The 18,625-nt window shown below is 73.6% G+C and carries 16 protein-coding genes; 7 read left to right on the top strand and 9 right to left on the bottom strand.

All coding sequences use genetic code 11. The features are described from left to right. The first annotated feature begins 142 nt into the window (after positions 1-142). The 3 genes from ACGFYU_RS04435 to ACGFYU_RS04425 all read left to right on the top strand — a co-directional run bounded on the left by ACGFYU_RS04435 (position 143) and on the right by ACGFYU_RS04425 (position 2,943). The gene (locus ACGFYU_RS04435; protein ID WP_393825725.1) at positions 143-1,234 is read left to right on the top strand and encodes a WD40/YVTN/BNR-like repeat-containing protein; all 1,092 of its coding nucleotides are present in this window, start codon (positions 143-145) and stop codon (positions 1,232-1,234) included. A gap of 11 nt (positions 1,235-1,245) precedes the next feature. Continuing rightward, on the top strand, positions 1,246-1,932 hold the full coding sequence (locus tag ACGFYU_RS04430) for a uracil-DNA glycosylase (protein ID WP_393825724.1): 687 nt from the start codon (positions 1,246-1,248) through the stop codon (positions 1,930-1,932). Between the two features lie 96 nt (positions 1,933-2,028). Beyond that, the gene (locus tag ACGFYU_RS04425) at positions 2,029-2,943 is read left to right on the top strand and encodes a sirohydrochlorin chelatase (RefSeq protein ID WP_393825723.1); all 915 of its coding nucleotides are present in this window, start codon (positions 2,029-2,031) and stop codon (positions 2,941-2,943) included. Positions 2,944-3,019: 76 nt separating this feature from the next. Here the strand turns inward: ACGFYU_RS04425 and ACGFYU_RS04420 are convergent, their stop codons facing one another. The 3 genes from ACGFYU_RS04420 to ACGFYU_RS04410 all read right to left on the bottom strand — a co-directional run bounded on the left by ACGFYU_RS04420 (position 3,020) and on the right by ACGFYU_RS04410 (position 6,092). Further along, positions 3,020-4,090, bottom strand: a complete 1,071-nt coding sequence (locus ACGFYU_RS04420; RefSeq protein ID WP_393825722.1) for a lactonase family protein — start codon at positions 4,088-4,090, stop codon at positions 3,020-3,022. A 54-nt stretch (positions 4,091-4,144) separates the two neighbouring features. Then, on the bottom strand, positions 4,145-5,293 hold the full coding sequence (locus ACGFYU_RS04415; protein ID WP_393825721.1) for a nitric oxide synthase oxygenase: 1,149 nt from the start codon (positions 5,291-5,293) through the stop codon (positions 4,145-4,147). 223 nt (positions 5,294-5,516) lie between these two features. Further along, the gene (locus ACGFYU_RS04410; protein WP_393825720.1) at positions 5,517-6,092 is read right to left on the bottom strand and encodes a GNAT family N-acetyltransferase; all 576 of its coding nucleotides are present in this window, start codon (positions 6,090-6,092) and stop codon (positions 5,517-5,519) included. A gap of 141 nt (positions 6,093-6,233) precedes the next feature. On the opposite strand from ACGFYU_RS04410, the gene ACGFYU_RS04405 reads away from it, so the two are divergent. Further along, positions 6,234-8,525, top strand: a complete 2,292-nt coding sequence (locus ACGFYU_RS04405; RefSeq protein ID WP_393825719.1) for a HelD family protein — start codon at positions 6,234-6,236, stop codon at positions 8,523-8,525. Here ACGFYU_RS04405 and ACGFYU_RS04400 read toward each other — a convergent pair. The 5 genes from ACGFYU_RS04400 to ACGFYU_RS04380 all read right to left on the bottom strand — a co-directional run bounded on the left by ACGFYU_RS04400 (position 8,515) and on the right by ACGFYU_RS04380 (position 15,046). Next, positions 8,515-10,008 carry an FUSC family protein gene (locus ACGFYU_RS04400; protein ID WP_393825981.1) on the bottom strand — a complete coding sequence of 498 codons (1,494 nt, stop codon included), beginning with the start codon at positions 10,006-10,008 and terminating at the stop codon, positions 8,515-8,517. The two genes, ACGFYU_RS04405 and ACGFYU_RS04400, sit on opposite strands and share 11 nt — an antisense overlap. A gap of 296 nt (positions 10,009-10,304) precedes the next feature. Next, a complete protein-coding gene (locus tag ACGFYU_RS04395; protein ID WP_393825718.1) occupies positions 10,305-12,380 on the bottom strand; it encodes a SpoIIE family protein phosphatase in 2,076 nt (691 codons plus the stop codon). Positions 12,381-12,426: 46 nt separating this feature from the next. Continuing rightward, positions 12,427-12,852: a universal stress protein gene (locus ACGFYU_RS04390; protein WP_393825717.1), complete on the bottom strand. Its 426-nt coding sequence runs from the start codon at positions 12,850-12,852 to the stop codon at positions 12,427-12,429. Positions 12,853-12,864: 12 nt separating this feature from the next. Next, positions 12,865-14,379 carry an APC family permease gene (locus tag ACGFYU_RS04385; protein ID WP_393825716.1) on the bottom strand — a complete coding sequence of 505 codons (1,515 nt, stop codon included), beginning with the start codon at positions 14,377-14,379 and terminating at the stop codon, positions 12,865-12,867. Between the two features lie 73 nt (positions 14,380-14,452). Then, on the bottom strand, positions 14,453-15,046 hold the full coding sequence (locus ACGFYU_RS04380; protein WP_393825715.1) for a histidine phosphatase family protein: 594 nt from the start codon (positions 15,044-15,046) through the stop codon (positions 14,453-14,455). Between the two features lie 52 nt (positions 15,047-15,098). On the opposite strand from ACGFYU_RS04380, the gene ACGFYU_RS04375 reads away from it, so the two are divergent. Continuing rightward, complete coding sequence (locus ACGFYU_RS04375) at positions 15,099-15,827, top strand: YoaK family protein (RefSeq protein ID WP_393825714.1); 729 nt, start codon at positions 15,099-15,101, stop codon at positions 15,825-15,827. 10 nt (positions 15,828-15,837) lie between these two features. Here the strand turns inward: ACGFYU_RS04375 and ACGFYU_RS04370 are convergent, their stop codons facing one another. Next, positions 15,838-17,235 carry a cryptochrome/photolyase family protein gene (locus ACGFYU_RS04370; protein ID WP_393825713.1) on the bottom strand — a complete coding sequence of 466 codons (1,398 nt, stop codon included), beginning with the start codon at positions 17,233-17,235 and terminating at the stop codon, positions 15,838-15,840. Positions 17,236-17,410: 175 nt separating this feature from the next. On the opposite strand from ACGFYU_RS04370, the gene ACGFYU_RS04365 reads away from it, so the two are divergent. Together ACGFYU_RS04365 and ACGFYU_RS04360 are read left to right on the top strand one after the other, a co-directional pair. Further along, positions 17,411-17,890: an Lrp/AsnC family transcriptional regulator gene (locus ACGFYU_RS04365; protein WP_393825712.1), complete on the top strand. Its 480-nt coding sequence runs from the start codon at positions 17,411-17,413 to the stop codon at positions 17,888-17,890. Positions 17,891-17,936: 46 nt separating this feature from the next. Continuing rightward, positions 17,937-18,614, top strand: a complete 678-nt coding sequence (locus ACGFYU_RS04360; protein WP_393825711.1) for an HAD family hydrolase — start codon at positions 17,937-17,939, stop codon at positions 18,612-18,614. The last annotated feature ends 11 nt before the right edge of the window (positions 18,615-18,625 follow it).

Here is an 18,625-nt window from a genome sequence, read left to right as displayed (position 1 = left end):
AGAAAGTAAATGAAGGTAAATGATCTGTATCGATCAGCAGCTCAGCGCCCCGCGGCGCCCGGCGGGCCGCTGTCAGTGGGCGGGTGCAGACTGGCCGAAAAAGCCCGAGACACGTGGACGACGAAGTCCGGAGGTGCCGGCCATGGCCGACGTACTGCTGCTCGTGGGGACCCGCAAGGGATTGTTCATCGGTCGCCGACAGGGCGAGGGCCCGTGGGAGTTCGACGGGCCCCATTTCAACGCCCAGGCCGTCTACGCGGCCGCCGTCGACCGTCGGGCCCCGGCACCCCGGCTGCTGGTCGGCGCGGACAGCCTGCACTGGGGCCCGTCCGTCTTCAGTTCCGACGACCTCGGCGCCACCTGGCGGGAACCGGCGGCGGCCGCCGTGAAGTTCCCCAAGGACACCGGCGCCTCGCTGGAGCGGGTCTGGCAGCTCCAGCCGGCCGGCCCCGAGGCCCCGGACGTGGTGTACGCGGGGACGGAGCCCGCCGCGCTCTTCCGCTCCGTGGACCGCGGCGAGTCCTTCGAGCTGGTCCGCCCGCTGTGGGAGCACCCGAGCCGCTCCAAGTGGGAGCCGGGCGGCGGCGGTGAGGGCCTGCACACGGTGATCACCGACCCCCGCGACCCGGACGCGGTGACCGTGGCCGTCTCCACCGCCGGGGTGTTCCGGACCAAGGACGGCGGCGCCAGCTGGACCCCGTCCAACGAGGGGGTCTCGGCGGTGTTCCTGCCCGATCCGCACCCCGAGTTCGGCCAGTGCGTCCACAAGATCGCCCGGGACGCCGCGGACACGGACCGGCTGTACCTGCAGAACCACTGGGGCGTCTACCGCAGCGACGACGCGGGCACCAGGTGGACGGACATCGGGGACGGGCTGCCCTCCGACTTCGGCTTCGCGGTGGCCGCCCACCCCCACCGGCCGGACACCGCCTACGTCTTCCCGCTCAACGCCGACTCCGACCGGGTCCCGGCCGAACACCGCTGCCGGGTCTTCCGCACCCGGGACGCGGGCGCCACCTGGGAACCGCTCTCCAAGGGGCTGCCCGCCGGGGACCACTACGGCACGGTCCTGCGCGACGCGCTGTGCACGGACGACGCGGAACCGGCGGGCGTCTACTTCGGCAACCGCAACGGCGAGCTGTACGCCAGCCACGACGACGGCGAGAGCTGGCAGCTGCTGGCCGAGCACCTGCCCGACGTGCTGTGTGTGCGGGCGGCGACGATCGGCCAGTAGAGTGATCCACCGTGGCAGCACGACCGTTGAACGAGATCGTCGAGCCGGGCTGGGCCCGGGCTCTGGAGCCGGTGGCGGGGCAGATCGCCGCGATGGGCGACTTCCTGCGCGCGGAGATCTCGGCGGGGAGGACCTACGTCCCCGCCGGGGCCAATGTGCTGCGCGCCTTCCAGCAACCCTTCGACGAGGTCAAGGTGCTCATCGTCGGCCAGGACCCCTACCCCACCCCCGGGCACGCGGTCGGCCTGTCGTTCTCGGTGGCCCCCGACGTCCGGCCGGTGCCGCCGAGCCTCGACAACATCTTCCTGGAGATGCACCGGGACATCGGCACGGGCCGGCCCGCGAACGGCGACCTCACCCCGTGGACCCGGCAGGGGGTGCTGCTGCTCAACCGGTCGCTGACGACCGCGCCCCGCCGGTCGAACGCTCACCAGGGCAAGGGCTGGGAGGCCGTCACCGACCAGGCCATCCGGGCGCTCGCCGCGCGCGGCGAGCCGCTGGTCTCCATCCTCTGGGGCCGGGCGGCCCGCAATCTGCGCCCGCTGCTCGGCGACCTGCCGGTGGTCGAGTCCTCCCACCCCTCCCCCAAGTCCGCCGACTACGGGTTCTTCGGCTCGCGGCCCTTCAGCAGAACGAACGACCTACTGGTGGGCCAGGGTGCACAGCCCGTTGACTGGCGCTTGCCGTCTGTCAGTTGACGGTATCTGCTATTCACCGGATAAATACGGACAGATGCCCCGCGATATGGCCCTGCCCGAACACCCGGTTCCGATAAGCCAGTAGCATGCGGCGCCATGAGCTCCCCCACTGGGCCCGCAAATGGCCTGCCCGTACGAATGCCGCGACCCCGCCAGACCGGACGGCACCGCCGACCCGAGCCCGCGGCGGCGCCCGAGGGCGCGCCCGCGCTGGTGCTCGCCGTGCCCGGTGTGCCCTCGTCCGCCTCGCGGGGGCTGGCGGAAGAGGTCCTCAGCCTCGGCCGTTCCGAGCTGCCGGGCCTCGACGCCCGGATCGGCTTCCTCGACGGTGACGACGACTCCGAGTTCCCGTCGCTGTCGGGCGTGCTGACGGCCGTCGCGACCGAGCGTGCCGCGCGTGCGGAGTTCGCCCGCGCCGCCGGCCACGAGGTGCCCGAGCCGACCGGCCCCGACGCCGTGGTCGTGCCCCTGCTGGCCGGTCCGGACGGCGATCTGCTGCGCCGGGTGCGCCAGGCGCTGATGGACTCCTCGGCCGCCGCAGAGCTGGCCGACGTACTCGGCCCGCACCCGCTGCTCGCCGAGGGCCTGCACGTGCGGCTGTCCGAGGCCGGCCTGGCCCGCGCCGACCGCGCGCGGCTGTTCACCGTGACCACCGCCGCCGACGGCATCGTGCTGGCCACCACCGGTGGCGAGGAGGCCGTACAGGCCGCCGGGATCACCGGCATGCTGCTCGCGGCCCGGCTCGCCGTGCCCGTCAAGGCGGCCGCGCTCGACGAGGAGGGCTCGGTGGCCGCCGTCGCCGAGCAGCTGCGCCGCGAGGGCTCCACGCAGCTCGCGCTCGCCCCGTACCTGATCGGCCCGGAGGCCGCCGAGGGGCTGCTGGACACCGCGTGCAAGGAGGCCGACTGCGCCGCCGCCGAGGTGCTCGGCGCCTACGGGGCGCTCGGGAAGCTGGCCGTCGCGCAGTACTCCGCGGCGCTCGGGATCACCCAGGGCGCCTCGGCGCACTGACCCGGCCGTCGCACGTACGAGGGCCCGCCTCCCCGGAACTCCGGGAGGCGGGCCCTCGTGCGTTCGTCCCGTACGGTCAGCCGAAGACGACACAGGTGGCGGCGGGTACGGCCACCGAACCGGCCGTGCGCGGGTGCCCGGTCAGCGGGTCCACGTCGAACCAGGTGACGTCCCCCGAGTGCTCGTTGGCCGCGTACAGCCTGCGCCCCGAGGGGTCCACGGCGAGATCGCGCGGCCAGCTGCCCCCGCAGCCCGCGGAGCCGGTGAGCCGGGGCTTCTCGGCCCCGTCGGCGAGGGAGAGCGTGGCGATCGCGTCCGCCCCGCGGATCGCGGCCCAGACGAAGCGCCCGTCGGGCGAGGCGACGACCGCCGAGGGGTAGGCCCGTACGGCCCCTGAAGGGCCCTCCGGGGCGATCGGGACCTCTCCGACCGGTTCCAGTCGCCCGGCGCCCGGATTCCAGCGGCAGACGGTCAGCTGCGGCACCAGCTCGTGCAGCACGTAGACGACCGTGCCGTCGGGGTGGAAGACGAGGTGGCGGGGCCCGGTCCCGGCCCGAAGGGCGGTCTCGGCGTGCACCCGCGGTTCCCCGGTGTCCGGGTCGAGCGCGCAGACCCGTACGGAATCGGTGCCCAGGTCCACGCTGAGCACCCAGCGGCCGCTCGGGTCGGGCAGCACCTGGTGGGCGTGCGGCCGTTCCTGCCGGTCCGCGTCCGTGCCGGATCCCCGGTGGACGAGGACGGCGCCGGGGCCGGTCGGCCTGCCGTCGGCGGCGAGCGGGAGGCTGCTGACGCTGCCGGAGGTGTAGTTGGCGGTGAGCAGCCTGCGCCCGGCCAGGCTGAGGTGGGTGGGGCCGGAGCCGCCGACGCGGACGGGCGCGCCGAGCGGGGCGAGGCCCTCGGCGGTCGGCGTGAAGGCGGCCACCGCCCCCTCTTCGGTCTCGCTCACCGCGTAGAGCGCGCCGGTGTCGCGGTCCACGGCGAGGTACGAGGGGTCCGCGAGGAGGGTGCCGGTCTCGGCGAGCGGGGTCAGCTCCCCCGTCTCCGGATCCACGGCCGCGGTGGTGATGCCGCGGCCGCCCCCCGAGGTGAACGAGCCGATGTAGGCCCGGTGTCCGCCGCTGTGGTCCGTACTGTCCGCGCCGCCCACGGGATGCCCTCTCCGCCGTTCCGGATCCGTCCGGAGCCGACGGTAACAGAAGGTCTAGACCAAGTCCCGTCCCTGGGCCCGCTCCTGTGCACCGGAGTGGTGGACGTAGGTCGTGCTGCTGGGCCGGTCCTCGTACGTACGGTGGAAGACCGGGGTCGCGGAGCCGGAGATCGGCGGCACGATCCAGGACCAGTCGGCGCCCACCTCGCGTCCCTTGCGCTCCTCCCGGGCCATGTGGGAGAGGAACCGCCGGGATTCGGTGTGGTGGTCGGCGATGGTGACCCCGGCGCGGTCGAAGGAGTGCAGGACCGCCCGGTTGAGCTCGACGAGCGCGCGGTCCTTCCAGAGCGAGCGGTCGCTGGTGGTGTCCAGGCCGAGCCGGCGGGCGACGGCGGGCAGGAGGTTGTAGCGGTCGGTGTCGGCGAGGTTGCGGGCGCCTATCTCGGTGCCCATGTACCAGCCGTTGAACGGGGCGGCCGGGTAGTGGATGCCGCCGACCTCCAGGCACATGTTGGAAATGGCGGGGACCGCGTGCCAGCGCAGGCCCCAGTCCGCCCAGCCGTCGCCGCCCTCGACCCCGTCGGGGTGCTCGATCGGCACCTCCATCACGGCGTCAGCCGGGGTGTCGAACCAGCGGGGCTTGTCGTCGACCCCCTGGACCACCAGCGGGAGGAGGTCGAAGGGGGTCCCGGCGCCGCCGGACCAGCCGAGCCGCAGCAGGGCCTCGGTGAGCGCGGCGTTGCGGGCGTCGCCGACGGTGACGGAGGGGTGGTCCCCGTAGCCGGCGTACCGGACGAGCTGCTCGCTCCAGATCAACGGGCCGGGGCGGTCCGGAGCGTCGGGGGCGAAGACCGTGATGGTGGGCCGGACCCGGCCGCCGTTGGTCGCCTCACGCAGGTGCTCGAAGCACTCGGCGGCGATGTCCTCGGCGTCGGTGAGCTCGCGGCGGTCACGGACCCGCAGGGAGTTCCAATACAGCCTGCCTATGCAGCGGTTGCTGTTGCGCCAGGCCACCCGGGCCCCGTGGACGAGCTCCTCGGGGGTGTGCCGGTAGGTGCCGGTCTCCACGAGCTCGTCCCGTACGGCGGCGAGCCGGGCACGCGGATCACCGGAATCCGGGTTCTCCCTGTGGAAGAGTCGGATGAACTCCTCGGCCGCTTCCCACACCTGAGCGGTGGTGGAGCGCTGTTGAAGTATTTCCATTCCGGGCGGTTACCCCCTGTCCTACCAGATCCACCCTGTACATGCCGGATGAATGTGCAATGAACAATCACCCGTTGTACATGCCGCAGGTCAGCGGCGCGTGGCAGGCGGGCCCGGAACACTCCTCCGAGTGATCTTCGCGGAGGGAACTGCGGGCCGACACCGATGAGGCGTAGGATCCGCAGCGTTCCGGAATGGAAGGTACCGCATGGCCCGCGCCGGGTCAGCGACAGGGCCGGCTCATGAACAGCGCCTGCTCGCCGACGGCGGGCGTGCCGCCGTACAGGGTGGTGTCGAGGCCGCAGAGGGTGAAGCCCATGCGCCGATAGGCGTGCACCGCGGGAGCGTTCACCGAGCTGACCTCCAACCAGAGGTGTTCGGCGCCCCGTTCGCGGGCGAACCCGTCCGCGCAGTCCATCAGCGCGCGGCCGATGCCGATTCCCCGGTGTTCCGGCGAGACCTCGATGTCCTCGATCGTCAGGCGCCGGTTCCAGGCGGCGTAGCCGACGGCGACGAAACCACACAGCCGCCCTTCGTCGAGGGCCACGTAGGTGCACGCGTCACCGTTCTCGCCGGAGCCCCGGCCGAGCCCCTGCTCGTCGTGCTCCTCGGGCGGGAACTCCTTGTACACCGGCGGGTCCGCGGGGACCTCGCGGAGGGTGAAGCCGGAGTCGGAGGCGGCCACCTCGAAGACGGTGGCGGTGGTGAAGGAGCCGTCCAGCGCCTCGATGGCGCCCGCGTCCTCGGGGCGGGCGAGGCGGTAGACGATGCCGTCGGCGGAGCCGTGTGCGGTGGTCATGAGAACCACGGTACGCAAAAAATCCCCCGGCCGAATTCACTGCCGAGGGAGAAGAGAGCGTATATTGATTGGTTCATGACTTCGCCACAAACGAATCCATGAACCACCTTACGAGGACACCGTATCGCGGCAGGAGTGCAATTGTCAACCGAGGAATTCCGGAAAGAGCAGCAATTCGTCACGGACCTCTATCTGCGCCTCGACCGCCTGCGTGACCAGGCCGAACACGCGCTCAAAGGGGCTCTGCGCCAGGTCGGGAACGGATATCAGGAGCGCCTGGAGCGTGAAGTCCTGGTCGCCGAGCAGTCCGGCCTGCTCTCCGCGCTGAATGCGGGTGAGCACGGTCTGTGTTTCGGCCGTCTGGAGTTCTCCGACGGCCGCGACCACCACATCGGCCGGCTCGGAATCCGCGCGGACGACGCGGAGCGCACCCCCCTGGTCCTGGACTGGCGCGCGGAGCTGGCCCGCCCGTTCTACCTGGCCACCGGGCACACCCCCATGGGGCTGCGCCGCCGCCGGCACATCAGCAGCCGGGGGCGGGTGGTCACCGCCCTGCACGACGAGATCCTGGACCTGACCGACGCGGAGCGCACCGGGTACGAGGGCGCCGACGCGGACGCGGTGCTGCTCGCCGCGCTCGACTCCGCCCGGACCGGCCGGATGCACGACATCGTGCGGACCATCCAGGCCGAGCAGGACCGGGTCATCCGCTCCCCTCACCACGGCGTGCTCGTCGTCGAGGGCGGTCCCGGCACCGGGAAGACGGCGGTCGCGCTGCACCGCGCCGCGTACCTCCTGTACGCCCACCGCGAGCAGCTCGCCAGGCGCGGGGTGCTGATCGTCGGTCCGGGCCCGGCCTTCCTGGGCTACATCGGCGGGGTGCTGCCGGCGCTCGGCGAGACGGGGGTGCTGCTCTCGACGCCCGGCGAGCTGTTCCCCGGGGTGCACGCGACCGGGACCGACCGTCCCGGCGCCGCCGCGGTGAAGGGCCGGGCGGCAATGGCGGAGGTCCTGGCCCGGGTCGTGGCCGACCGGCAGTGCCTGCCCGAGGCCCTGCCCACGGACAGCGGCGAGGAGTACGACACGGTCCCCGAGCCCGCGCTGGAGATCGACCACGACGACTACGGAACCCTGCTGCTGGACCGCACGATGGCCTACGAGGCCCGCGACCGCGCCCGCGCCACGGGGCTGCCGCACAACCAGGCCCGGCCCGCCTTCGCCTTCCGGATCATCGACGCGCTCACGGAGCAGCTCGCCGACCGGCTGGGCGCCGATCCGTACGGCGGCCCGAACCTGCTCGGCTCGGACGACGTCGCCCAGCTGGGCAAGGAGATCGCGATGAGCCCCGCCGTGCACGCCGCGATCGACTCTCTGTGGCCCTCCCTCACGCCCGAACGGCTGATCGCGGAATTCCTGGCGGAACCCACCCACCTGCCCGCCCACGAGGCGGAGCTGATCCGGCGCGCACCCTCGGCGCGCCCGGACTGGACCCCGGCCGACGTGCCGCTGCTGGACGAGGCGGCCGAGCTGCTCGGGGAGGACGACAGCGCCCGGCGCGCAGCCGAGGAGCGCGAGCGGCTGGAGCGCGTCGCCTACGCCCAGGGGGTGCTGGACCTGTCGCTGGGCTCGGAGTCGTACGAGTTCGAGGACGAGGAGAAGGAGTACCTCGCGGCACACGACGTCATCGACGCCGAGCGGATGGCCGAGCGGCACGAGGAGGCGGACCACCGCACAGCGGCCGAGCGGGCCGCCGCCGACCGCACCTGGGCCTTCGGGCACGTCATCGTGGACGAGGCCCAGGAGCTGTCGGAGATGGCGTGGCGGCTGCTGATGCGGCGCTGCCCGACCCGGTCGATGACGCTGGTCGGCGACCCCGCGCAGACCGCCGACGAGGCGGGGTGCGGTTCGTGGGAGCGGATCCTCGGCCGGTACGTGGGCGAGCGCTGGGAGCTGGTCCGGCTGGGGGTCAACTACCGTACGCCCGCGGAGATCATGGAAGTGGCGGCGTCCGTGCTGCGGTCCCGCGATCCCGGCTTCGAACCGCCGAGCTCGGTGCGGTCCACCGGGGTGCGGCCGTGGGCGCGGGCGACCGGTGACCTGGCCGGGTCGGTCGCGGAGGCGGTCGAGCGGGAGCGGCCGGCCGAGGGGCGGCTCGCGGTGATCGCGCCGCGCGCGCTGCACGGGGTGCTGGCCGGCGTACTGCCGGGGGTACGGGCGGGTGCGGAGCCGGATCTGACCCGGGAGGTCGTCCTCCTGGATCCGCGTCAGGCCAAGGGACTGGAGTTCGACACGGTGATCGTGGTGGAGCCGGCCGAACTCCGGCCGAGCGACCTGTACGTGGCGCTGACCCGGGCCACCCAGACCCTCGGCGTGGTGCACACCGAGGGCCGGCTGCCCGCGGGTCTGGACCCGGAGGGGCTGCTCAGGCGCTGATGACCAGCGGGGCCCGCGGGTCGGTGCGCAGCGGGGCGGCGAGCGCGACGAGGGCGTGCTCGAGGCCGTGCAGGTGGGCGAGGGCCGGCTCCGCGGGGGCCGTGCGGGGCAGCACCGGAGTGACGAGCTCCGGTGTGCTCCGCGGTGCGGTCAGGGCCTCCACGGCCGCCTCCACGCGCCAGCAGGCGGCGGCCAGGCGGGCGTCGTGCGAGGCCTGCGGGTCGGCGGCGACGGCCACCAGCCCGCGCACCTCGCGGGCGCAGTCGTCGAGCAGGGCCAGGACCTGCCGGGCCCGGGCCTTGCGGGCGCGCAGCGGGCTCAGCGGGTGGACGAGGGGCCCGAGTGCCATCCGTACACGGCCCAGGAGCAGTTCGAGCTCGGCGGCGTGGGGGGCGGGGTCGGCGTCGGGGTTCCCGGCGAGCCGGTCGAGGGAGGCCGCGGTGGAGGCCCGTACGCAGTGCAGGGCGCGCTGGATCCAGGCGTCGTTGGCGGCGTGCGTGGTCACCGGGAGGATGATCACGACGGCGAGGGCGGCGCCGAGCGCGCCGATCGCGGTCTCCTGGAAGCGCAGGAGCAGCAGCCCGGGGTGGAGCACGCCGAGGAGCCCGTAGAGCAGCCCGGCCATGACGGTGACGAAGAACATCATCCAGGAGTACGAGGGGGCCGCGGTGTAGAAGATCCCGAAGACGCACACCGCGACGAGCAGGGCGGTGGGCAGGGGCGCGCCGTGCAGGGGCACGGCGATCAGCAGCCCGGCGGCGATGCCGAGGACGGTGCCGAGGACCCGGCGGAAGCCGCGGACGAGGGTCTCGCCCCGGGAGGCCGTGTTGACGAAGATCCACCAGGCGGTGCCGACGGCCCAGTACCAGCGGTCCTCCGAGAGCGCCTGGCCGATGCCGAGCGCGAAGGCGCAGGCCGCGGTGGCCTGGAAGGCCTGGCGGGTGGTGGGCCGGGCGAGCCCGGTGCCCGGCAGGCCGGGCGGGGCGGCGGGGGGCGGGGTGCGCCGCTCGATGGGCCACAGGAGGAAGCGCACGGCGCCGGAGGCGAGGAGCGCCAGCCCGACGGCGGCGTACAGCTCGGGCAGCTGCCCGGGCACGGCGTGCAGGAACTGGGTGACGAAGAACATCATGAAGCCGAAGATCCCGAGGGCGTGCCCGCGGGGGCCGAAGCGGCGGGCGTAGACCCCGGCGAACACGACGGCGAGGAAGGCGGCGTCACGGGCGAGCGGCACCCCGTGCAGGGTGGTGGCCAGCGCGAGGACGGGGAACCCGGCGAGCGGCAGCAGGGCGGTGGTGGCCCGCTGGGCGCGGACGGTCGCGTCGAGCACGGTGAAGAGGGCGAGCAGGGCCGCCAGTCCCCCGGTGATGGAGGCGGTCAGGGAGAGGCCGCACACCTCGGCGAGGGCGACGGCGGCGCCGGTGCCGATGACCGCGCGGGCCGAGTTCCGCAGTCTCATACGCCCCGGATCCGGAGCCACGAACATCCTCTTCACGGCGGTGTGCCGCCCCCCTTGCAGTGGTGCGCGCCGGGCCGGCTTCCGCCCGGGGGTGGTGGGCGGCGTGCGGGCACGGCGAAGGCGCCGCGCTCCGGATCGGCCTCGTTGCCGTCCGGCGCTGCGCGGCGCCGAAGTACATGGATATGACACAGATAAACAGCTGTGGGCCCACTGGTTCAACACGCACCCGGATGACTGGGCCATTGGCCCAGTGGAGAGCCGCGATCTTCGGCCACCGGGGTACCAACGGAGGGGTGCCGCGAGGGTCGGTCGGGCGGAGGCGTTCAGTGCCCCGGGCGCACGCGGTGGACGCGGGCGAGGACGAGGACGGTGTCGTCGGCCGGCGGGCCGGGGAGGAGGTGGGCGAGGATCCGGTCCGCCATCGCCTCCAGCGGGCCGGCCGATCCGGCCAGTTCGGCGCGCAGGGACTCCAGGCCCGTCCCGATGTCCTGGCCGCGGGATTCGATGAGGCCGTCGGTGTAGAGGACGAGGGTCGCGTGGTCGGGGAGTTCGATCTCGGTCGTCCGGAAGGGGACGCCGCCGACGCCGAGCGGGACTCCGAGGACCTCGTCGAGGGTGTCGACCCCGCCGTCCGGGCGGAGCACGAGGGGCGGGAGGTGGCCGGCGTTCGCGATGCGGGCGCGGCCGGTCCTCGGGTCGTACACGATGTACAGGCACGTCGCCAGCTCGATGCCGGCCTCCTGGGCGCACGCGTCGAGCTCGGCGAGCAGCGCGTCCGGTTCGACGGTGTGCCGGGCCAGGGCCTTGGTGGTGATGCGGAGGCGTCCCATCGCCGCGGCGGCCGGCACCCCGTGCCCCATCACGTCGCCCACCACGAGGACGACCCGGTCGTCCGGCAGGCTGATCACGTCGTACCAGTCGCCGCCGACCTCGGTGACGCGGCCGCCGGGCACGTAGCGGTGCGCCACGTCCGCGTACGGGCTGGTGCCCAGCACGGTGGGCAGCAGGGCCCGCTGGAGGGTGAGCGAGATGTCCTGGACCCGGCTGTACAGACGGGCGTTGTCCAGGCAGAGCGCGGCGCGCGAGGCGAGCTCGCCGGCGAGGCCGAGGTCGTCCCGGGTGAAGGCGGGACGGTCCGCGGAGCGGCCGAACATGGCGATGCCCTGGACCGTGCCCCTGGCGATGAGCGGGGCGACGAGGACGCAGGCCACCCCGCTCTCGGTCAGGAGCCGGCCCCGCGACTCGATGAGGACGGTCCGGGCCAGGAACTCCTGGTCCACCGGGGCCGAGATCGGCCGGCCCGATCGCAGCATGTCGTGGATGACGGAGCCGGGCGGGTACCGCACGGTATCGACCCCGCTGACGAGTTCGGTGGCGGGGGGCGGGAGGATCGTCCCGGAGGCGATCCTGCGGGTGATCAGCGGCCGCGCCGGGTCGAAGTCCTCGCCGGGGTCCATCCACTCCACGACTTCGACGACCGCGCCGTCGCAGAAGTCCGGCATCGACACGTCGACCAGCTCCTGGGCGGTGAGGTTCACGTCCAGGGTGGTCCCGATGCGGGCGGAGGCCCGGTCCAGCAGGGCGAGGCGCCGACGGCCGGCGGTGGCTTCCAGGATGGCCTGCTCCCGGTCGGTCACGTCCACCATCAGCCCGCCCACGCCGGGACGCGAGCCGACCGCCTGGCTCAGCGGGAAGAAGCTCACCGACCGCACCTGGTCGTGGTCCGGGCGGCCCCGCGGGCGCATGCCCACCAGCACCCCCACGACCGGCTCTCCGCCCGCCGCGACCGCGCGCAGCATGCGCCGGTACTCGCCGTCGTCGGCCACGAGCACGACGTCGTCCGTGTGCCGCCCCAGGTGCGCCTCGATGGGGAGGCCGTCCATGTCGGCGAGCGCCTGGTTGAGGTGGACGAACCGGAGGTCCTGGTCGAGCATGACCAACCCGATGGGGCAGGTCTCGAACAGGGCGTCGAGGAAGGCGAGGTTGGTCTTGACCCGGTCGAGTCCCTCGCTCCGGCTCGCGAGGCCCAGCACCACCGGGCGCCCGTCGGAACCCGTCATGGGGAAGACGCGGAACCCGCAGTCGAAGGCCCCGCCGTCGCGGTCCCGCGCGGTCAGCCGGACCCGCCAGTACCCCTGGGTCCGGGCCCGCTCCACCAGCTCGGCGCACGTGTCGGAGGCGCTCCGGGAGGGCGTGTCGGCGAAGAGCAGGGCGGCGGGCCGGGAGAGGACGGCGGCGGAGCCGTAGCCGAAGAGCTCCTGCGCGCCGGGTCCCCAGTAGCGGACGAGCCCGGCGTCGTCGATGCCGAAGACGGCGACCGGTACGTGCTCGAGCAGCGTCCCCGGCTCGGACGGGAACGGGCCGTGCGCCTTCTCGCCCCCCGGCTGGGCCGATGGCACGAGACGTCCCCTTTCCGCGCGCGGGTCTGTGCATCCAGTATGCGGACTAGGGGGTGTCGTCGTCCGTGGGTACGCACAGGACGGGGATCGGCGAGAGGTGCAGCAGCTTGTGCGGGGTGGAGCCCAGCAGCGCGCCGCGGATCGGGCTGTCGCCCCAGCTGCCGACGATGATGACCCGGGCGTGGTGGCGCTCGGCCGCGTCGAGCAGGGCCTGGGCCGGTTTCTCGTCGACCACTTCGACCGTCGACGGCACTCCCGCCTCGTCGGCGGCCTCGACGGCACGGGCCAGCGCGCTGCGGCCCGCCTGGCGGACGGCTTCGCGGTGGGCCCGGTACTCCTCGCCGGTGGTGCCGGGGGCGGCCGCTCCGTACACGAGGACGAGGGGCTCGCCGAAGGCGGTCGCGACCTCCAGCGCCACCCGCAGGGCGCGTTCGGCGCCGGGCGACTCGTCGTATCCCAGGACCACGGACATCGGGCCTCCTCCTCAGCTCTTCCTGCCGTGGACGACGTCCGGGTCGACGACCCCGCGCCGCTCGCGCCAGAACCTGCCGTCCCGCAGCCGCCAGAAGCACATGATGGCCAGGCCCACGACGGCGATCGCGATCCCGATGACCAGCGGCGGGCCGAGCCCGATCCAGGAGACACCGCTGGCCGAGTTCTCCGGGTTCGACATGTCGTGGACGGACTCCACCAGCAACCAGGCCAGCAGGCCGGCGCCGACGAGCGGCCCGGCGCCGATGAGCAGGAAGTTGTGCGCGCTCTCCAGCAGGTGGCGCCGGTAGTAGACGGCGCAGGCCAGGCCGGTGAGCGCGTAGTAGAAGGCGATGAGCAGGGAGAGCGCGGTCAGGGAGTCCAGGAGCGCGTTCTCGCTGATCTGGTTGACGATGAGGTACCAGCCGATGGCGATGGCGGCGACCCACCAGGTGCTCACGTCGGGGGTGCGGAACCGCGGGTGGATGTGTGCGAGCGCCGGCGGCAGCGCGTGGCGGCGGGCCATGGACAGGGCGGTGCGGGAGGCGGGGATGATCGTGGTCTGGGTGGAGGCGAGCGCGGAGGTGCAGACGGCGAGGAGCACCATCCAGTCCCAGCCGCCCATGACCTCGTGGGCGAGTACGGCGAAGATCGCCTCCTCCTCGCCCGCGTTCTCGGCGAGGAAGGCGGTGCCCGCGTAGCCGACGACGGCGAAGCCCACGGACAGGTAGGTCACCAGCAGGACCACGGTCGACCAGATGCCGGCCTTGCCGGGCGCGGTCGCGGAGTTCTCGACCTCCTCGGTGAGGTTGACGGCGGATTCCCAGCCCCAGTAGATGAACACGCCGAGCAGCAGTCCGCCGGTGAGGGCGGCGCCGCCCGCGCCGAAGGGGTTGAGCCAGGTGATGGCCGGCTCGATGGAGTCGAGGGTGCTGGTGCCGGCGTAGATGCGGTAGATGGCCACCACGGCGAAGGTCAGGAGGAAGAAGACCTGGGCGAGGATGAGGATGTCCTGGAGGTGGGCGGACAGTTCGGTGCCGATGACGCACACGGCGGTCATGGCCAGGATCACGACGACGGTGAGGGTCTGCCGGATCACCGTGTTCGCGGCCCAGCTGTCGAGGCCCGCGGCGAGCAGGCCGAAGTGGACGGCCACGTCCGCGAGCGAGCCGATGACGAGCACGCCGGTCATCGCGATGGCCCAGCCGCCGAGCCAGCCGGCCCAGGGACCCATGGCCCGGGTGACCCAGGAGAAGGTCGTCCCGCAGTCCTGGTCCACCTTGTTGAGGTAGTAGAAGGCGGCCGCGATCAGCAGCATCGGGACGAAGGACGCCAGCATGACGCCCGGCGCGTAGATCCCGGCCAGGGCCACGATCGGCCCGAGGACGGCGGCGAGGGAGTAGGCCGGCGAGGTGGAGTTCAGGCCGATGACGAGCGCGTCGAGGAAGCCGATCGCGTTGGCCTTGAGCCCCTGATCGGGGATTTCGGTCCCGGGACCGCCGCCACCGCTCGCACCGTCGTGGGCCATGTACGAATCGTCACGCACCCGGCGCCGCCCCGCGAGGCGGAAGCGGCCGGGGGCGGGACGGGGAGCCCCGCGGTCAGGGCCGGGTGTTCCAGCCGGCGATCACCGGGAGCCCGTGCTCGGTGGAGAGCACGCTGACGGTGCCGGTGCGCAGCAGGAAGAGCCGGCCCTCGGCGGGGTCCAGGCCGAGGTAGCGGGCGGTGAGGACGCGCAGGAAGTGGCCGTGGGCGACGATCACCACGTCGCCCCGGTCGGCGTGGAGCACGGAGGCGACCCGGGCCAGGGCCCGGTCCGCGCGGGCGCCCACCTGGGCGGCGCTCTCCCCGGGGTGCTCGGCGTCGCCGGGCGGGACTCCGTGCGTCCACAGGGACCAGTCGGGCGTGGTCCGTTGGATCTCCTTGGTGGTGACGCCCTCGTAGCCGCCGTAGTCCCATTCGTACAGGTCCGGGTCGTTGAGCCCGCCGGTGAGCCCCGCGAGTTCGGCCGTGGCTGCGGCCCGGCGCAGCGGGCTGGTCAGCACCAGCGCCGGGTGCCGGTCCCGGAAGAAGGGGGCCAGCGAGATGGCCTCCTCGACGCCGCGAGCGGTCAGCGGTACGTCGGTGCGCCCGGTGTGCCGCCCGTCGGCGCTCCACGCCGTCTCGCCGTGCCTCACCAGCAACAGGTCGCTCATCCCAGCGACCCTATTCCCCTCGGCATGTCGGCGCCGGAGGAGCGGGGCGGGCGTGTCACTGTCGGGCCTCATGAAGCTGGGTGTGCTCCCGGTGCGTCCTTCGCTGGTGGGGCTGATGATCGTCCTGACCGTGGTCACCGGGCTGATCGAGGCGGTGAGCCTGCTCGCCCTCGGGCCGGTGTTCACGGCGATGCAGACCGGCAACGTGCTCTTCCTGGCGTTCGGGCTGGCGCGGCAGGGGAACCTGCCCGCGCTGTCGGCCGCGCTGTCGCTGGCCGCGTTCGCCGCCGGTGCCGTGTTCGGGGCGCGGCTGGAGTCGGTCGCGGAGGCCCGGGGGTGGCGCTGGCTCGGGCTCGGCCTGTACTGCGAGGCGGCGCTGCTCCTGGCGGGTGCGGCGGCCGGTTGGAGCGTGACGCCGCGGTACGGGAATCCGGGCGCCCCGCATCTGGCGGTGACCGGGCTGCTGGCCACGGCGATGGGCATCCGTACGGTGACGAGCATGCGGGTGAACGTGCCGGGCCTGCCGACGACCCTGGTCACCCGGTCCATGACCGCGCTGATCGGCAGTTCGGCCCTGGGGCGGGACAGCGCCTTCGGATACGGGACGGGGGCCTGGGCGCGCCGGGCCATGGCGGTCCTGGCGATGTTCGCGGGCGGGCTGGGCGGGGCCCTGCTGCTCCGGGCGGGGTGGACCGTGGGCGAGCTGCTCCTGCCCGCGGCCGCCGTGGTACTGGCCGTGGCCCTCGCGCACCGCACCCTTCCGCGGCTGCACACCGGCTAGGTCGTCACTCCTAGCCCGGCCCCTGCCCTCGCCCTCGCCCTCGCCCTCGCCCTCGCCTGAAGCGGTCGATTCCGTCGGCGAGCTCCACCAGCGGGTCCGGGTAGTCGTACCGCGCGCGGTCCGGGCCCGGCAGGCGCCACGGCTCGTGCACCCCGGGGGCGGGCAGACCGGCGAGCTCCGGCACCCAGCGGTGGACGTAACGGCCCTGCGGGTCGTACCGCAGGGCCTGCCGGACGGGGTTGAGCACCCGGTTCGGGCGGGTGTCGGTGCCCGTGCCCGCGACCCACTGCCAGTTGAGCTGGTTGTTGGCGAGGTCCCCGTCGACCAGGAGGTCCAGGAAGTGGCGAGCCCCGATCCGCCAGTCGACGTACAGGGTCTTGGTGAGGAAGCTCGCCGCGAGCAGGCGGCCGCGGTTGTGTATCCAGCCCTCGTGGAGCAGTTGGCGCATCGCGGCGTCCACCACCGGGTAGCCGGTGCGGCCCTCCTTCCAGGCCTCGGTCTCCTCCTCGGCGGCGCCGCCGGTGCGCCAGCGGTCCTGCCGGGCGCGGTAGTCCTCGGCGGCCGCCTCGGGGCGGGCGGCCAGGACCTGGTGGTGGAAGTCGCGCCAGCACAGCTGCCGGACGAAGGCCTCCGCGCCCGGGCCGCCGACGGCGCGGGACCGGTGGACCGTCTCGGCGGCCGAGAGGGTGCCGAAGTGCAGGTGCGGGGAGAGCCGGGAGGTGGCGTCGCCGGCCAGGTCGTCGTGGGTGTCCTCGTAGCGGGTGAGGCCGGAGCGCAGCCAGTTCGCCAGGAGCCGGCGAGCCTCGGTCTCGCCGCCCCGGGCCAGGCCCGGGGAGACTCCGGTGAGGGCGCCGTGCCCGGGCAGCGGCTCGGAGCCGATGCCTTCGGGGACCCGGACGGTGCGGGGCGCGGCGGCGACGGCCCGCAGGGGCAGGTCGGCCCAGCGCCGGAAGTAGGGCGTGAAGACGGCGAAGTGGTCGGAGCCCGCGGGCAGTACGGCTGCGGGGGCGACCGCGGTCACCACCGCGTCGTGCACGTGCAGCCGGCGTCCGTCCGCTTCGAGGGCGGTGCGCAGCCGTGCCTCGCGGGCATGGGCGTAGCCGCTGACCCCGGCGGCCGTGTGGACCTCGACGGCGTCGGCCTCCCGTACGAGCGAGCAGACCTCCTTGACGGGGTCCCCGGAGCGGATCACGAGGCGGCCGCCGCGCCCGCGCAGCCCGGCGTCCAGGTCGGCGAGGCAGTCGGCGAGGAAGGCCTGCCGGTTGGGCGCGGCGAAACCGGTGGCGGCGATGGCCTGGTCGCGGACGAAGAGCGGGACCACCCGGTCGCAGGAGGAGAGGGCCGCGCGCAGCGGCGGATGGTCGTGCAGACGCAGGTCGGAGGTGTACAGGACCACGGCTACGGTCATGACTCTCGCTCCTCGTCCGGGTGTGGACGCCGCCTCGTCGGGCTGACGCCGCCCCGTCGGGCTGCGGACGTCGCCCGCTGCCGGTAACGCGTGCGACCGGCCCCGGGGCACGGGTCGGCGCGCAACCGCGGCCGGGCAAGATCCCCGTGAACCGGGCCATTGGTACAGTCGCGGCATGGCGGTGGACGAACTCGACACCCGAATCCTGCGTCTGCTGATCGAGCAGCCGCGGACCAGCGTCCGCGAGTACGCCCGGATCCTCGGTGTCGCGCGAGGCACCCTCCAGGCCCGGCTGGACCGGCTGGAGCGCACCGGGGTGATCACCGGGACGGGTCCGGTGCTCTCGCCCGCCGCGCTGGGGCATCCGGTGCTGGCCTTCGTGCACATCGAGGTGACGCAGGGGCACCTGGACGACGTGGGCGACGCGCTGGCCGCCGTACCCGAGATCATCGAGGCCTTCTCGATCACGGGCGGCGGGGACCTGCTGACCCGCGTGGCGGCCCGGGACAACGAGCACCTGGAGGACGTGATCCAGCGGCTGATCCAGCTCCCGGGCGTGGTCCGCACCCGCACGGAGGTGGCCCTGCGCGAGCGGGTCCCGCACCGGCTGCTGCCCTTGGTCGAGTCCGTGGGACGGGCCGCCCGCAAAACCTGACAGGATGGCCGGTGACAGGACACGACCGGCAGGACGGGCACAACGGATGATTTCCGTCATATTCGATCTCGACGGCACTCTCGTGGACAGCGAGCCGAACTACTACGAGTCGGGCCGGCGCACGCTGGCGCGGCACGGGGTCCCCGACTTCACGTGGGAGCAGCACTCCCGTTTCATCGGGATCGGCACCCTGGAGACGCTCGAAATCCTCAAGGAACGGTACGGGATCCAGGCGCCGGTGGAGCAGCTGCTCGCCGAACAGAACGCCGCCTACCTGGAATTGGCCCGAACCGAGACCGAGGCCTTCCCCGAGATGCGGAAGTTCGTGGAGCGGCTGCACGCCGAGGGCGTGCCGATGGCGGTGGCCTCCGGCTCCTCGCGCGAGTCGATCGACGCGGTGCTCGCCGGCACCGGCCTCGACTCCCTGCTGACGACGGTGGTCTCCGCCGAGGAGGTCGCGCACGGCAAGCCCGCTCCCGACGTGTTCCTGGAGGCGGCCCGCCGACTGGGCGCCGAGCCCGCCGACTGCGTGGTCGTCGAGGACGCGGCGCCGGGCGCGCTGGCGGCCCACGCGGCGGGCATGGGATGCGTGGCCATCCCGTACGTCGCGGAGACCGCGCACGACGCCGCCTTCGCGGATGCCGGGCTCCTCTTCCCGGGCGGGCAGCGGGAGTTCAGCGCGGACGCCGCGCACGACTGGCTGACGGCGCGCCGCGCGGCCTGAGGGTCCCGACC

This window comes from Streptomyces sp. NPDC048337 (assembly GCF_043201175.1).
Taxonomy (GTDB): domain Bacteria; phylum Actinomycetota; class Actinomycetes; order Streptomycetales; family Streptomycetaceae; genus Streptomyces.
The sequence above is the reverse complement of the archived record's forward strand: the minus strand, read 5'-3'. Positions and strand labels throughout refer to the sequence as shown.

Coding starts and splice junctions, on each gene's coding strand:
- ACGFYU_RS04435 (WP_393825725.1), top strand. CDS start 143: ATGGCCGACGTACTGCTGCTCGTGGGGACCCGCAAGGGATTGTTCATC.
- ACGFYU_RS04425 (WP_393825723.1), top strand. CDS start 2,029: ATGAGCTCCCCCACTGGGCCCGCAAATGGCCTGCCCGTACGAATGCCG.
- ACGFYU_RS04415 (WP_393825721.1), bottom strand. CDS start 5,293: ATGGAAATACTTCAACAGCGCTCCACCACCGCTCAGGTGTGGGAAGCG.
- ACGFYU_RS04410 (WP_393825720.1), bottom strand. CDS start 6,092: ATGACCACCGCACACGGCTCCGCCGACGGCATCGTCTACCGCCTCGCC.
- ACGFYU_RS04400 (WP_393825981.1), bottom strand. CDS start 10,008: ATGTTCGTGGCTCCGGATCCGGGGCGTATGAGACTGCGGAACTCGGCC.
- ACGFYU_RS04390 (WP_393825717.1), bottom strand. CDS start 12,852: ATGTCCGTGGTCCTGGGATACGACGAGTCGCCCGGCGCCGAACGCGCC.
- ACGFYU_RS04385 (WP_393825716.1), bottom strand. CDS start 14,379: ATGGCCCACGACGGTGCGAGCGGTGGCGGCGGTCCCGGGACCGAAATC.
- ACGFYU_RS04380 (WP_393825715.1), bottom strand. CDS start 15,046: ATGAGCGACCTGTTGCTGGTGAGGCACGGCGAGACGGCGTGGAGCGCC.
- ACGFYU_RS04370 (WP_393825713.1), bottom strand. CDS start 17,235: ATGACCGTAGCCGTGGTCCTGTACACCTCCGACCTGCGTCTGCACGAC.
- ACGFYU_RS04365 (WP_393825712.1), top strand. CDS start 17,411: ATGGCGGTGGACGAACTCGACACCCGAATCCTGCGTCTGCTGATCGAG.
- ACGFYU_RS04360 (WP_393825711.1), top strand. CDS start 17,937: ATGATTTCCGTCATATTCGATCTCGACGGCACTCTCGTGGACAGCGAG.